Consider the following 12,908-nt stretch of genomic DNA (forward strand, 5'->3'; position numbering starts at 1 on the left):
GCATTCCATTCCGGCGCGGATTCGCGCCGGAATGGAATACCGGTTCAGCCGCAGGAGAGGGTGCCGGCGCGGAGCGCGTGGCCGCCGTCGTTCCCGTCGTCGGCCCAGACCACCTGCTTGGTCCCGGAGGCGCACGTGGCCGAGATCGCGAAGCCTTCGTTGTTGTAGTCCGGCATCCCGCTCGGCCGGTCGTGCGTGGCCGTGACGGCGAACGCGCCCCGCGCGTCGACCGCGAGCGTCGCCGAGTCACCGCCGCAGGTGTCGTCGCAGACCGCCCACAGCTTGCCGGTGGAAGCCTCGTACTCGAGTTCCATGATCGAGTCGAGCCCGCTCGCGAAACTCGCGACCCTGGTGTATTTCCCGCCCGCTTGGTCGAGCGCGTAGGCGTAGATCATCCCGTTGCTCTCGAGGCCGACGAGGTAGAGACCGGTCCCGTGGCCGGGGTAGCTGCTCGGGTTGTAGGCCGCCTTCGTGCGTTGGTCCACGAACCCCTTGGCGGTGAGGGCGCTGTCCGGGATCCACGAGACGGCTTCGAGGCCGTCGTTGGCCGATACCTTCGGCAGGTCCGCTGTCAGATCCCATTCGGCCTTGGCGGTGAGGGTCTTGGCCGTGCCGGAGACGTCGTACCGGAGCACCTTGAGCGCACTCGTCTTGCTGTTGTCGCCGTCGCGTTCGGTGGCCGCGACCACGCCGTCCGGGGTGGCCACGACGGCTTCGGCGTCGGGGTCGCCCTCGCCGCTGCGATAGCGCAGCTGCTTGCCCGACGACCAGCCGTTGGCCGTGTCCGGCTGCCACTTCGAGCCATTGCGCACGAGGCGGTACAGCGTGCCGGGGCCGTTCTTGACCGCCCAGAGGACGTCCGGGCCGCCGAACGACAGGCCGCTCATGTTGCCGCCGAGGACATTCGAACCGTCGGCGTTCGTGACGGCCGAGCCGCCCGGCCACGGGCTGTTCGCCGTCGTGGTCGCGGTGGCGGTGGTGGCCGGCAGGACCAGCAGGGCCGCGGCGACGGTGGCCACGGCGGCGGGTCGGATCCGGCGAGGTGATCGGGGCATTCGCGCTCCTTCGGGGCGGACGAAGTGGGTCGCGGCGTGTCGTCACAAGTTAAGTAAGTTTCCTTACGAATACAAGATATCGCCAGGTTCTCACCGAATGAAGCAACGCTGGGTTTACAAAAGGTGGCCTCTTGTCAAACTGGGTGTACATCACTTACAGTTTTGTAAACCCAGCCAATGGAGGAGGGTGCGATGAGCGAGATGACGGGCACGATCCCGGCGGGCTCGACCGAACGCTGGACCGACGGCAAGCGATATCTGTGGTTGATCGGCCTGGTGGTGCCTTCGCTCGCGTTCCTGGCCATCGGGCTGCACGCGGCCACCGGCTGGGGAGTGTGGTTCTGGATCGGGCCGATCGTGATCTTGGCGATCGTGCCGCTGATCGACCTGGTGGCCGGGCTGGACCGCAGCAATCCACCCGACGACGTGATCGAACGGCTGGAGCGGGATCGCTACTACCGGTGGATCACCTTCGCGTTCCTGCCCATCCAGTACGCGGGTTTCGTGGTCGCGTTCTGGCTGATCGCCCGCGGTGACCTGTCCGTCTTGGACAAGGTCGGCCTGGCGATCTCGATCGGCTGCATCGGTGGGATCGGCATCAACACCGCGCACGAACTCGGGCACAAGAAGGAGAGCCACGAGCGCTGGCTGTCGAAGATCGCGCTGGCGCAGAGCTTCTACGGCCACTTCTACATCGAGCACAACCGCGGCCACCACGTCCGGGTGGCCACTCCCGAGGACCCGGCCAGCAGCCGGGTGGGGGAGAGCTTCTACCGGTTCTGGCCGCGCACCGTGTTCGGCTCGCTGAAATCCGCGTGGGGTCTGGAGCGCAAGCGCTACGCCCGGCGTGACCGGCATCCGTTCCGGATCGGCAACGACGTGCTCAACGCCTGGCTGATGTCGGCGGTGCTGTGGGCGGCGATGACCGTGTGGCTGGGGCCGGGGATCCTGCCGTACCTGGTGATCCAGGCGGTGATCGGGTTCTCGTTGCTGGAGGTCGTGAACTACATGGAGCACTACGGCATGCGGCGGCAGATGGTCGGCCCGCCGAACCGCCGCCGGTACGAACGCGTGGACCCCAGCCACAGCTGGAACTCCAACAACATCGCCACCAACGTGCTGCTCTACCACCTGCAGAGGCACAGCGATCACCACGCCAACCCGACCCGCCGCTACCAGACGCTGCGTGATTTCGCGGAATCGCCGGTGCTCCCGACGGGCTACGCCGGGATGATCGTGCTGGCGCTGATCCCGCCGGTGTGGCGGCGCGTGATGGATCCGCGGGTGCTCGCGCATTTCGACGGCGACATCTCCCGCGCCAACATCCAGCCGTCGAAGCGGGCCAAGGTGCTGGCGCGCTACGGAACGCGTGTCACCGCGCCGTCGCGGCACGTCGCCGACACGCACGGCGACGCGACCGAGGGCGGGATGTGCCCCGGCTGCGGTTATGTGTACGACGAGAAACTCGGCGACCCGCGGGAGGGCTTCCCCGCCGGGACCCCGTGGTCGGCGATCCCGGATTCGTGGTGCTGCCCGGACTGCGGGGTGCGGGAGAAGGTCGATTTCGTGGCACCGGGAAGGGTCGGAGCATGATGAAGATCGAGGCGGATCGCGCGAAATGCGACGGGCTGGGCATGTGCGAGGCGATGGCGCCCGACTTCTTCGAGGTGGGTGACGACGGCACGGTCGTGGTGCTCGACGAGCGACCCGGTGAAGAACACCGCCAGGACCTGTCGGCCGCTGTCGACGCCTGCCCGGTCCTCGCGCTGAAGCTGCGGGACTGATCATGACACTGGTTGTCGTGGGAGCGTCGCTGGCCGGGTTGCGCGCGGTGGAGGCGGCTCGCCGGGACGGATATCGAGGGCGGATCGTGCTGATCGGCGCGGAGGACCACCCGCCGTACGATCGGCTCCCGCTGTCGAAGTCGTTCCTCGACGCGGAAGGACCCGGCAAGGTCGAGCCGTTCCACGGCGAGGACACATTGCGCGACGAGTTCGGCGTCGAGCTGATGCTCGGCGCCCCCGCGGACGGGCTCGACACCACCGCCCGCGAGGTGTCGGTGGCGGGGACGACGGTTCCCTACGAGGCGCTGGTGATCGCGACCGGCGCCACCGCGCGGCGGCTGCCCGGAAGCGAGGGGCTCGCCGGGGTCCACACGTTGAGGACCGCCGAGGACGCGCTGGCGGTCCGTGCGGCGCTCGACGACGGGGCGCGCACGGTCGTGATCGGCGCGGGTTTCATCGGCTCGGAGGTCGCCGCCGCGGCACGGAAGCGCGGGCTGCCGTCGACGATCGTCGAGACGCTCGACGTCCCGCTCACCCGGTCCGTCGGCGCCGAGGCCGGTGCGGTGTGCGCCTCGCTGCACCGGGAGGCGGGCACTGAACTGCGGTTGTCCACCACGGTCACCGGCCTGGAGTCCGACGGCGGTGTGGTGACCGGTGTCCGGCTTTCGACCGGCGAGGTGCTGCCCGCGGATCTGGTGGTCGCCGGCATCGGCGTCATCCCGGCCACCGGTTGGCTGGCCGGAAGCGGGGTGCCTTTGCACGAGCGAGACGGCGGCGTGGTGTGCGACGCCACGCTCGCGACCGGGGTGCCCGGCGTGTACGCCGCCGGCGATGTCGCACATGCCGCGAACCCGTTGTTCGACGGTGAGCTGATGCGGCTGGAGCACTGGACGAACGCCGCGGAGCAAGGTGCCGCGGCCGCTCGTCACGCGCTCGCGCCGGAAGCGGCGAAGGCGCTGTCGCCGGTGCCGTACTTCTGGTCGGACTGGTACGACCACCGGATCCAGTTCGTCGGCACCCCGCGGGCGGACGAGGTGGTGACCGCCGTCCCGGAGTCCGGTGGTTTCACCGCGCTGTACCGGCGCGGGGACCGGATCGTCGGGGCGCTGACCGTCGACCGGCCGCGCGAGATCATGAAGTACCGTCGCCATATCGCCGGGCGGGCGCCGTGGCCGGAGGCGCTGGCGTTCGCGGCGGGAACGGCGGCCTAGAATGACGATCATGAGTGAGGCGCCGGTCACGGGGGGTCCGTACCGTCAACCGATCGTCGCGTCGGCGATCGAGCTGACCGTACGCTCCGGCTGGTCCTCGGTGACGATGAGCAAGCTCGCGGAGATCGTCGGTGTCAGCCGCCAGACCGTCTACAACGAACTCGGCTCGAAGACCCAGCTCGCCGAAGCGATGATCTCGCACGAACTCGCCCGGTTCCTCGCGGTGGTCCGGGACGCCTTCGAACGGCATCCCGAAGACCTCGTCGAGGCGATCCACGACGCCGTCCGCGGTGTCCTCGAACTCGCCGACGACAACCTCCTGCTGCGCGCCATCGTCTCGGCCACACACGGCGCCGACACCGAGTTGCTGCCGCTGTTGACAGTGCGGGCCGGGAGCCTGCTGAGCGAAGCGACCGTCATGCTGCGCGGCCGTGTCCGCGCCTACGGCCCGCCGCTGGACGCCGTGCAGCTGGACGTGGCGATCGACGTCGTGGTCCGGACCGTGCTGAGTCACATCATGCAACCGTCGGACACCCCGGCGCGCACGGCCGACGCCCTGGCATGGATGGCTTCGCGTGTGCTCGGCGCGACGACGACCCGGTCACTGCGGCATCCTTCGGAGAATTAGGGCCGCGGTCTCCGCCGGGGTCAAGCGGGTGTTGTCGATGCGCACGTGATCGTGCCGCTCGATCAAGTCCTGGGCGTAGGTGCGCCGCGATCCGTCCGTGTTCATCACGTAATCGCGGTCGAATTCGAGCAGATTGGCGCGGGAGAAGTCGAGGTCGCGCTTGCTGGGCTTGCGGTCGAGGCGGAGCTCGGTGGTGTTCCGCTCGAGTCGTTCGTCGAGATCCGCATACAGCTCGACGAACCGCGTCTGGCCGCCCCGCGACCGGACGATGTCGACGTATGAGCCGATGAGTTCGGTGTCCTCGGGGAGTTCGAGACCCCACACGTAGGTGTAGACGAGGCCGGGTAGCGCGGCGTCGGCCGCCTCCTCGATGACGCGGCGGCGGAACTCGTTGACGAGCTTGCCGAACGGCGGCGAGCCGAACGGGAAGATGCCCAGCACCGGCTCGATGGCCATGTGGTTGTGGAACAGCTTGAACCCGGTGAGCTTGCACAACTCCTCGCCGACGGTCATCTTGCCGACGGCGGGCGGTCCGAAGATCACGACGAAGTCCACTCGGCCACGGTAGCGGCTCCACCGCGGCATCGAGGCGAGGTCAGGGCCGGCAGGGAATCGGGCCGCGCGGAACTGTCGGTCCCGTGTGCGACGCTCCACCGATGATCGTCGTGTTCGATGCCGAGCTCTGGGTCTGGGACGCCCGCCGCGGGGAGACCTGGACCTTCGTCAGCCTGCCCCAGGACATCTCCGAGGAGATCCGCGAGATCACCGACGGACCGCGCCGCGGGTTCGGTGCGGTCCGTGTCGAGGTCGGTATCGGCGGCAGCAAATGGAAGACGTCGATCTTCCCGGACTCCAAACAGGGTGCCTATGTGTTGCCGCTCAAGAAAGCGGTCCGTAAGGCCGAAGGGATCGAGGAGGGTGATGTGGCGAAAGTGACCGTCAAAGTGATCGACCTCTGACCGTCAGAGCAAGCGTTCGCCGAGCGGCGTCGTCAGATAGAGGACGCTACGGCCGGAGCGTTCGCGAGCGACGAGTCCGCTGTCCCGCAGGACCTTGAGGTGCTGGGAGACGGCACTCGGCGTCACACCCAAGGCGCGCGCGAGGTCGGTCGTGGTCGCGGGGGAGGACAGCGCCGTCAGGAGAGTGGCTCGCATCCGGCCAAGGAGCCGCACCGTGCCGGGCCCGGGTGATCGAGTCCCGGTCGCCCACAGCGCGCCGGTTCCTCGCGCCGGGTAGCGGATCGTGGTCTGGGTCGAGGTGTTCTTCTTGATCAGGACATACGGCGACCCGAGGACGACCGGCATCAGCACGAGACCGCCAGGTCCTCGTGTGACGACACTGTGCCGATTCCGCCAGCGCTCGCCGGCGAGCGTCACCCGGTCGGCGCACCAGCGCAGATCCGGATGCAGATCCGCGAACAACCGCTCGGCACCGCCCGCGGCCAGTTGCCGCGCGCGGAACCCGACGTCGGCGTCCAGCACCGCCCGCATCCGCGGCCAGTGCGGCGCGACGAGGCGGTCGTGGGCTTCGCGCAGTTCGTCGGCGATCTCCCGCAGACCGGATCCGGGGTCGTCGGCCAGTGCCGTGGCGGTGCCGGGAAGTCTCGCGCCGAAGACCCGGTCGAGACTGGCCCTCACCCGGGCTTCGGGGGTTCGCCGCACCGCGTCGAGGTCGCTTTCGAGGGAAGCTCCCGAGCCCTGCGGAGCAGGGACGAGGAACTCCGGCCAGCTGAGCTTGCCGTTGACGAGCAGCGGCCAGGTCCAGGAAAGATCGAGCGGTTCGCGATCGAGTTCCTCCCGTGCCCACCGCAGCCAGGGCAGATTGACCGGATTCCGGTCGAGGCCGGCGATCTGCAGCAGGCACGCCACGGTCTCGGACAGCGGCGAGATCGCGAGCCGGGTCGCGGCCAGTTCGGCGACGCCCAGCTCGATGGTCATCGGCATCGCCCGAGTATGTAGGCCCGAGCTAAATGGTGTCTCCGGAACACCGGACCTCGCCACGATCCGACCATGCCCGACCTGCCCCGCGCCTACAGACGGCTGTGGTGGGCCACCGGGATCGACAGCCTTGGCAACGGCGTCTTCACGGCGGCGCTGCCTCTGCTGGCGGTGACGGTGAGCCATGACGCCAGAGACGTCGCCCTGGTCTCCGCCGCGACGTATCTGCCGTGGCTTCTGCTATCGCTTACCGCCGGCTCCGTCGTCGACAGGGTCGACCGAACAACCCTCATGTGGCGAACGCAGGCGCTCCAAGCCCTGACCGTCGGCGTCCTCACGGCGCTCGTCGCGGCAGGAGCCATCACCGTGCCCGTGCTCGTCCTACTCGCGTTCGCCCTGGGGGCGTGCGACGTCTTCTACGACAACGCGGCGCAAACGGCGGTTCCGGATCTCGTCCCGAAAGGCTTGCTGCATCAGGCGAACGGCAGACAGCAGGTTGCGACGGTCGTTGGCAGGCAGTTCCTGGGCCCGCCTCTCGGGGGCCTGTTCTTCGCACTCGCCTGGACGTTGCCGTTCGCCGTCGACGCCGCGTCGCTCGTCCTCGCCACGGTACTCCTGGCGAAGCTGCCCAGACGAGTTGGCCAGACGGAAAGCGTGAAGGTCTTCGATGGAGTCCGGTGGCTGATGAGGCACCGCCTGCTTCGTGCTCTTGCGTTGCTGTTGGGCATCAACACCTTCTGCGGTCAGCTCGGGAACGCGACTCTCGTCCTGTTCGTGACCGACGTACTGCATCTCGACGCGGGAGTGTTCGGTCTGCTGCTCGCCGGGGCAGCACTCGGAGGCGTCGTGGGCGGACTCGTGATCACGCGGCTGACCGCCCGGCTCGGCGAACTCCGTGCACTCCTTGTCTCGCTCGCCGTGAACGCCGTCGTTTTCATCGGCATGGGGTTCAGCCCTCACGTCGCCGTGCTCGGTGGTCTCTTGGCGGTCAGCGGATTCGTGACGACGATCTGGAACGTCGTCACCGTCACCGTCCGCCAGCGGGAGGTGCCGTCGCACTTGCTCGGCCGTGTCAACAGCGTCTACCGGCTGCTCGGCTGGGGACTGATGCCGCTCGGCGCGTTGACCGGCGGGCTGCTCGCGCACAGGTTCGGGCTTCGCGTTCCCTATGCCGTCGCGGGTTTCACGCGCGGCCTCGCGCTCTTGGCCGCGCTTCCGGTGCTGATCACGGCGATGCGGGACGCTACTCCTCGGTGAGCTCGGCCAGCTGATCCGCGGCGTCCCGGTTCCCCCGTTCGGCCAGCCGCCGCAGTTCGTCCAGCGCGCCCAGTTCGGTGGCCGTTTCGATCAGCTGGTCCGCCGCGTCGCTGCTGCCGCCGTCGGCCAATCGCCGGAGTTCGTCCAGATCGCCGCGCTCCCCGGCGTCCTGGATCCGTTCGTCGATGGCGTCCTGGTCTTCGCTCATGGTCACCAGGTTACGGGCAGTTCGTACGCCCCATAGACGGAACCGTCGTGCTTGAAGTCGATCTCCGACAGGTCGGTTGCCAGCCGCAGCGGCGGACGGTTCGATCTCGTCGGCGCGGTGGGACTTTCGGCCGCGCTGGTCTGTCTCCTGCCGGCGATTTCCCAAGGTGCGCGGTGGGGCTGGGCGAGCGGGCGGACGCTGGGTCTGTTCGCGGCCGCCGCGCTCGTCCTGCTGCTGTGGGGCGGTTGGGATCTGCGGACGACCGTCCGGCGTCAGGTCCTGCTGACGAACCTGACGTCGATCGTGTTCGCGTTCGCCATGTTCGCGCAGTCGCTGGTGCTGCCGCAGATCCTCCAGCTCCCCGCGGCCGTCCGGCGTGGTGTGATGCTGACCGCTCCACTGTCCGCGCGGATCACGAAAGCCCGCGGCCCCAAGGTGCGCTGATGCTCGGCGCGCTCGTCGTCGCCGCTGGTTACGGCCTCGGCACCGTCCTGATGGCGAGCGTGTGGCATCTCGTGCTGGTGTCCGCCACGATCGGCGCCGGCATCGGGCTCGCCTACGGTGCGATGCGCACGATCGGGACTTCGATCTCCAGCGCCGTCGCGGGCGTCATCTTGGCACTGCTGACCGTCCCTTCGGACCGCTGCAGGTCCCGTCCCAGGGTGGTTTCCGGCTGATCATGGGACTCGGCTCGGCGACCGTGCTCGTCGCGTTGGCGATCGCGGCGTTCATTCCCGGCCGGTCCTCGCCAGTTTCGACGGCCACCAGATCTTCCGTCCGACGTCCACCGCCAGAGCCGGTACCAGCAGCGACCGCACCAGGAGCGTATCGAGCAGGACGCCGAACGCGACGATGAAAGCCAGCTGTGCCAGGAAGAGGATGGGCAGGACAGCGAGAGCGGCGAAGGTCGCGGCGAGTACGACACCCGCGGACGTGATCACGCCGCCGGTGACGCGCAGGCCGCGCAGTGTCCCGTCCCGCGTGCCGATCCTGCCCGCCTCTTCGCGGACCCTGGTCATCAGGAAGATGTTGTAGTCGATCCCCAGCGCGACAAGGAAGACGAAGCCGAACAGCGGGACGACCGGGTCGGCACCGGGGAAGTCGAAGACGTGGTTGAACACCAGTGCCGAGATTCCCATCGTCGCGGCGAAGGACAGCACCACCGTGCCGATCAGCAACAGCGGCGCCAGCAGTGACCGCAGCAGCAGCGCGAGCACGAGGAAGATCACGACCAGGACGATCGGGATGATCACCAACCGGTCGTGCTCGGAGGTCTCCCTGGTGTCGAGCAGGGTGGCCGTGGGTCCGCCGACCTTGGTGCCGTCGACGGTGTGCACGGCGTCGCGGATCCGTTGCACCGTCGCGACGGCCGCGTCGGAGTCCGGGGGATCGGCGAGTACGGCGTCGATCTTCGTGAGCCCGCCGGATTCGGCGCTTTGGCGGACGTCCGAGACGCCAGGGACACGGGCCAGCGCGGTGACAGTCTGAGCCTGCCCGGCGGGGGTGATGATCACCGTGGGAGAGCCGGAACCGCCGGGGAAGTAGCGCGAGAGGACTTCCTGCCCCGCGACGGAATCGACCGGCGTGAGGAAGACGTCGGACTGCGCGGTGCCGGAAGCCTTGAGCTGGGGGAGGAACGCGCCGCCCGCGAGCAGGACGACGGTCGTGACGATCCAGATCGTGCGCGGTGCGCGGGCGACCCAGACCGACACGCGGCCCCAGAGACCGCCGGTCTCGTCGCGCGGCGGGACCACCGCCGGGCGGAAGGGCCAGAAGGCGTTGCGCCCGCACAAGGCCAGGACGGCGGGCAGGAACGTGATGGTCGTGAGGAAGGCGGCGCCGATGCCGATGGCGGCGACCGGGCCGAGTCCCTTGTTGGAGTTCAGGTCACTGAACAGCAGGCACAGCACGCCGAGGATCACGGTCCCGGCGGAGGCGGCGATCGGCTCGATGGTCGAGCGCCATGCCGTGCGGAGCGCGGTGCGGGCGTCGTCGGCCGCCCGGAGTTCTTCGCGATAGCGCGAGATCATCAGGAGCGCGTAGTCGGTGGCGGCGCCGAAGACGAGGATGAACAGGATTCCCTGGCTCTGCCCGTTCAGCGCCAGCACGTCGTGATCCGCGAGCAGGTACACCGCGAGACTCGCCGTTCCCAGCGCGAACACCGCCGACAGCAGGACGAGCAGGGGGAGCAGCGGGCTCCGGTAGACGATGATCAGGATGACCGCGACCACCGCGCCCGCGACCAGGAGCAGCAGCCTGTCGATCCCGCCGAACGCCTCCTTGAGATCGGCGACCTGCGCGGCGGGCCCGGTCACGAGCACTTTCAATCCGTCCGGGGTGTCACGGGCGAGCGCGTCTCGCAGTGCCTCGACGCCTTCGCCAGGATCACTCGTGGCGTCCAGGAGCACGACCACCTGCGCGCCCGCGTCGCTCTGCGGAGCCGGGACGAGTCGCGCGTTCGACGTCCTGTCGGCGAGGAACCGCTTGTCGTTCGCGGTCAGGCCCGACGGGCGCTCGGCGACGACGATCGCCGGGATGACGGCGGAGCTGGAGAACTGCTTCTGGAGCTCGCCCACTTCGGTCGCTTCGGCCGACGCCGGCAGAAAACTGCTGCTGTCGTTCTCCGTGACCAGGCTGAGCTTGCCCGCGTACGGGCCGCTGAAGCCGCCGAAGATCAGCCAGGCGACCGCGACCAGGGCTGGGAGCAGCCACCGCAGACGTGACCGCGTGCGGGCTGGGCGTTCGACTTCCGAGATCATGGACCGATGGCTCCCGTGACAGTGCTACTTCGACGAGTGAATAGTTCGACCATCGAAATAGTAGAGTGGTCACCCGGACGAGGCAACGCGAGGGGGGCTTCCCGACATGGCTGAGGACGCCGAACAGGTCACGGACGCCCTGCTCGTTCTCCTGCTGCGGCAGTTGACCGTCGAGTCGGACCGGTTCGCGGAGATGTTCGGTGAGGCACACGGCCTGCACCGGACCGACCTCAACGCGCTCGCGGTGATCATGGACGCCGCCAGGATGGGGGCCCCGATGAGTCCGAGCACGCTCGCGAGCGCCTTGCACCTGAGCGCGTCGGCGACGACGTCGGTGCTCGACCGGCTGGAGCGGGCCGGGCATCTCTACCGGGATCGGAGCGCGACCGACCGGCGCAAGGTCGAGTTGCGGATGCACGAGAAGGCGCGGGAGATCGGCGGCGAGTTCTTCCTGCCCCTGGGTGAGCGCTACGCCGAAGCGTGGCGGGAGATGGGGGAGGACGAGCGGCGGACGGTCGCCCGGTTCCTCCGGAACAGCATCGCCGCGACCGTCGAAGTGCGCGGCAGACTGGCACGGTGAACACTCGGGAGCATGCGATGTGTGGTGCTCGGAGCGACGGGCTATGTCGGCGGACGGTTGGTGCCGCAACTGCTCGAAGCGGGTCACGAGGTCCGCGTGGTAGCCCGCTCGCCGGAGAAGGTCGCCGAGGAGCCGTGGCGTGACCGTGTCGAGGTCGAACGCGGAGACGTCACGGATCCGTCCTCGATCGAGACGGCGCTGACCGGCTGCGAGGTCGTCTACTATCTCGTGCATTCGTTGGCGCGCAAGGACTTCGTCGACGTCGACCGGGAAGGAGCGAAGACGGTCGCCGAGGCGGCGAAGGCTGCGGGTGCGCGGCGGTTGGTGTACCTGGGTGGCATCGTGCCGGACGACGAGGAGTTGTCGCCGCACCTGGCGTCGCGCGCCGAAGTGGGCCGGGTCCTGCTGGACTCCGGGGTGCCCGCGATCGTCCTGCAGGCCGCGGTGATCATCGGCTCCGGCTCGGCGAGTTTCGAGATGCTGCGCTACCTGACGGAGCGGCTCCCGGCGATGATCACGCCGCGCTGGGTGCGCAACCGCATCCAGCCGATCGCGATCCGGGACGTGCTGCACTACCTCGTGCACGCCGCGGAACTGCCGTCCGAGGTGAACGGTGCGTTCGACATCGGCGGGCCCGACGTGCTGACCTATTTGGACATGATGCGGCGTTACGCCGTCGTGGCGGGCTTGCCGAGGCGTGCCGTCGTACCCGTGCCGGTGCTGACCCCGTGGCTGTCCGCGCAATGGGTCAATCTGGTCACGCCCGTGCCGAAAGCGATCGCGGTGCCGCTGATCGAGTCGCTGGTGCACGAAGTCGTCTGTCACGACCACGCGATCGCCGAGCACATCCCCGACCCGGCGGCGGGGCTGACCCACTACGAGCACGCCGTCGAACTGGCGCTGTCCCGGATCCGCAACGCCGACGTGCCGACCCGCTGGTCGGACGCGTCGGGCGACGCGGCGCCCTCGGATCCGCTGCCGAGCGATCCGGACTGGGCGGGCGGGACAGTCTACGAGGACAAGCGCGAGCAGCGGACGGACGCCTCGCCGGGGGCGCTGTGGGACGTCATCGAGTCCATCGGAGGGGAACACGGGTGGTATTCGTTCCCGCTGGCCTGGTCGGTCCGCGGCTGGGCCGACCGGCTCGTCGGCGGCGTCGGGTTGCGGCGCGGACGGCGGGATCCGCGACGGCTGCATCTCGGCGAGGCGCTGGACTGGTGGCGTGTCGAATACCTCGACCGGCCGCGGCTGCTGCGGTTGCGGGCGGAGATGAAACTGCCGGGACGCGCCTGGCTCGAACTCGGCGTCGAGTCCGATGAGGACGGTGGGACGATCTACCGGCAGCGCGCGGTGTTCGAGCCGCACGGGCTGGCCGGACACGCGTACTGGAAGGGGATCGCGCCGTTCCACGGTGTCGTCTTCGGCGGCATGGTCCGCAACATCACCGGTGCGGCGCAGAAGGCGGCCGGTGTGCCTGGAAGTTGACGGG

General features: G+C 68.9%; 13 protein-coding genes and 1 pseudogene. 9 read left to right on the top strand and 5 right to left on the bottom strand.

What is annotated here, in order from left to right:
* Positions 1 to 44: 44 nt before the first annotated feature.
* Complete coding sequence (locus AC069I_RS39670; protein ID WP_478233570.1) at positions 45 to 1,055, bottom strand: SdiA-regulated/phytase-like domain-containing protein; 1,011 nt, start codon at positions 1,053 to 1,055, stop codon at positions 45 to 47.
* A 192-nt stretch (positions 1,056 to 1,247) separates the two neighbouring features.
* Here AC069I_RS39670 and AC069I_RS39675 point away from each other — a divergent pair, with 192 nt between their 5' ends.
* From AC069I_RS39675 to AC069I_RS39690, 4 genes are read left to right on the top strand one after another with little or no spacing between them, the layout of a single operon-like run.
* The gene (locus tag AC069I_RS39675) at positions 1,248 to 2,648 is read left to right on the top strand and encodes a fatty acid desaturase (RefSeq protein ID WP_478226090.1); all 1,401 of its coding nucleotides are present in this window, start codon (positions 1,248 to 1,250) and stop codon (positions 2,646 to 2,648) included.
* Entirely contained in the window at positions 2,645 to 2,839 is a 195-nt protein-coding gene (locus tag AC069I_RS39680; RefSeq protein WP_007029462.1) for a ferredoxin, read from the top strand. Before AC069I_RS39675 ends, AC069I_RS39680 begins: the two co-directional genes overlap by 4 nt.
* Positions 2,840 to 2,841: 2 nt before the next feature.
* Positions 2,842 to 4,050, top strand: coding sequence for an NAD(P)/FAD-dependent oxidoreductase (locus tag AC069I_RS39685; RefSeq protein ID WP_478267670.1), 1,209 nt, complete (start codon positions 2,842 to 2,844; stop codon positions 4,048 to 4,050).
* A gap of 1 nt (position 4,051) precedes the next feature.
* Complete coding sequence (locus tag AC069I_RS39690) at positions 4,052 to 4,678, top strand: TetR/AcrR family transcriptional regulator (protein WP_478267671.1); 627 nt, start codon at positions 4,052 to 4,054, stop codon at positions 4,676 to 4,678.
* Here AC069I_RS39690 and AC069I_RS39695 read toward each other — a convergent pair.
* A complete protein-coding gene (locus AC069I_RS39695; RefSeq protein WP_478226093.1) occupies positions 4,652 to 5,233 on the bottom strand; it encodes an AAA family ATPase in 582 nt (193 codons plus the stop codon). The genes AC069I_RS39690 and AC069I_RS39695 overlap by 27 nt on opposite strands.
* Positions 5,234 to 5,334: 101 nt before the next feature.
* Here AC069I_RS39695 and AC069I_RS39700 point away from each other — a divergent pair, with 101 nt between their 5' ends.
* Entirely contained in the window at positions 5,335 to 5,637 is a 303-nt protein-coding gene (locus AC069I_RS39700) for a DUF1905 domain-containing protein (RefSeq protein WP_478226095.1), read from the top strand.
* A 3-nt stretch (positions 5,638 to 5,640) separates the two neighbouring features.
* Here the strand turns inward: AC069I_RS39700 and AC069I_RS39705 are convergent, their stop codons facing one another.
* Complete coding sequence (locus AC069I_RS39705) at positions 5,641 to 6,621, bottom strand: ArsR/SmtB family transcription factor (protein WP_478267672.1); 981 nt, start codon at positions 6,619 to 6,621, stop codon at positions 5,641 to 5,643.
* Between the two features lie 66 nt (positions 6,622 to 6,687).
* Here AC069I_RS39705 and AC069I_RS39710 point away from each other — a divergent pair, with 66 nt between their 5' ends.
* Positions 6,688 to 7,872, top strand: coding sequence for an MFS transporter (locus tag AC069I_RS39710; protein WP_478267673.1), 1,185 nt, complete (start codon positions 6,688 to 6,690; stop codon positions 7,870 to 7,872).
* On the opposite strand, the gene AC069I_RS39715 is transcribed toward AC069I_RS39710, so the two are convergent.
* Entirely contained in the window at positions 7,859 to 8,080 is a 222-nt protein-coding gene (locus tag AC069I_RS39715) for a hypothetical protein (RefSeq protein ID WP_478226098.1), read from the bottom strand. The genes AC069I_RS39710 and AC069I_RS39715 overlap by 14 nt on opposite strands.
* Positions 8,081 to 8,164: 84 nt before the next feature.
* On the opposite strand from AC069I_RS39715, the pseudogene AC069I_RS39720 reads away from it, so the two are divergent.
* Positions 8,165 to 8,921, top strand: a pseudogene (locus AC069I_RS39720) (MFS transporter); the annotation flags it as partial.
* Here the strand turns inward: AC069I_RS39720 and AC069I_RS39725 are convergent.
* Positions 8,809 to 10,839, bottom strand: a complete 2,031-nt coding sequence (locus tag AC069I_RS39725) for an MMPL family transporter (protein ID WP_478267674.1) — start codon at positions 10,837 to 10,839, stop codon at positions 8,809 to 8,811. The pseudogene AC069I_RS39720 and the gene AC069I_RS39725 sit on opposite strands and share 113 nt — an antisense overlap.
* A gap of 106 nt (positions 10,840 to 10,945) precedes the next feature.
* Between AC069I_RS39725 and AC069I_RS39730 the strand changes: the two genes are divergently transcribed.
* Positions 10,946 to 11,419, top strand: coding sequence for a MarR family winged helix-turn-helix transcriptional regulator (locus tag AC069I_RS39730; RefSeq protein ID WP_478267675.1), 474 nt, complete (start codon positions 10,946 to 10,948; stop codon positions 11,417 to 11,419).
* 12 nt (positions 11,420 to 11,431) lie between these two features.
* Positions 11,432 to 12,904 (top strand): SDR family oxidoreductase, encoded by a 1,473-nt coding sequence (locus AC069I_RS39735; RefSeq protein WP_478267676.1) that lies wholly within the window; start codon positions 11,432 to 11,434, stop codon positions 12,902 to 12,904.
* Positions 12,905 to 12,908 lie beyond the last annotated feature (4 nt).

The organism is Amycolatopsis sp. NPDC043885 (assembly GCF_056435685.1).

Coding starts and splice junctions, on each gene's coding strand:
- AC069I_RS39670 (WP_478233570.1), bottom strand. CDS start 1,055: ATGCCCCGATCACCTCGCCGGATCCGACCCGCCGCCGTGGCCACCGTC.
- AC069I_RS39675 (WP_478226090.1), top strand. CDS start 1,248: ATGAGCGAGATGACGGGCACGATCCCGGCGGGCTCGACCGAACGCTGG.
- AC069I_RS39680 (WP_007029462.1), top strand. CDS start 2,645: ATGATGAAGATCGAGGCGGATCGCGCGAAATGCGACGGGCTGGGCATG.
- AC069I_RS39685 (WP_478267670.1), top strand. CDS start 2,842: ATGACACTGGTTGTCGTGGGAGCGTCGCTGGCCGGGTTGCGCGCGGTG.
- AC069I_RS39690 (WP_478267671.1), top strand. CDS start 4,052: ATGACGATCATGAGTGAGGCGCCGGTCACGGGGGGTCCGTACCGTCAA.
- AC069I_RS39700 (WP_478226095.1), top strand. CDS start 5,335: ATGATCGTCGTGTTCGATGCCGAGCTCTGGGTCTGGGACGCCCGCCGC.
- AC069I_RS39705 (WP_478267672.1), bottom strand. CDS start 6,621: ATGCCGATGACCATCGAGCTGGGCGTCGCCGAACTGGCCGCGACCCGG.
- AC069I_RS39710 (WP_478267673.1), top strand. CDS start 6,688: ATGCCCGACCTGCCCCGCGCCTACAGACGGCTGTGGTGGGCCACCGGG.
- AC069I_RS39715 (WP_478226098.1), bottom strand. CDS start 8,080: ATGAGCGAAGACCAGGACGCCATCGACGAACGGATCCAGGACGCCGGG.
- AC069I_RS39725 (WP_478267674.1), bottom strand. CDS start 10,839: ATGATCTCGGAAGTCGAACGCCCAGCCCGCACGCGGTCACGTCTGCGG.
- AC069I_RS39730 (WP_478267675.1), top strand. CDS start 10,946: ATGGCTGAGGACGCCGAACAGGTCACGGACGCCCTGCTCGTTCTCCTG.
- AC069I_RS39735 (WP_478267676.1), top strand. CDS start 11,432: ATGCGATGTGTGGTGCTCGGAGCGACGGGCTATGTCGGCGGACGGTTG.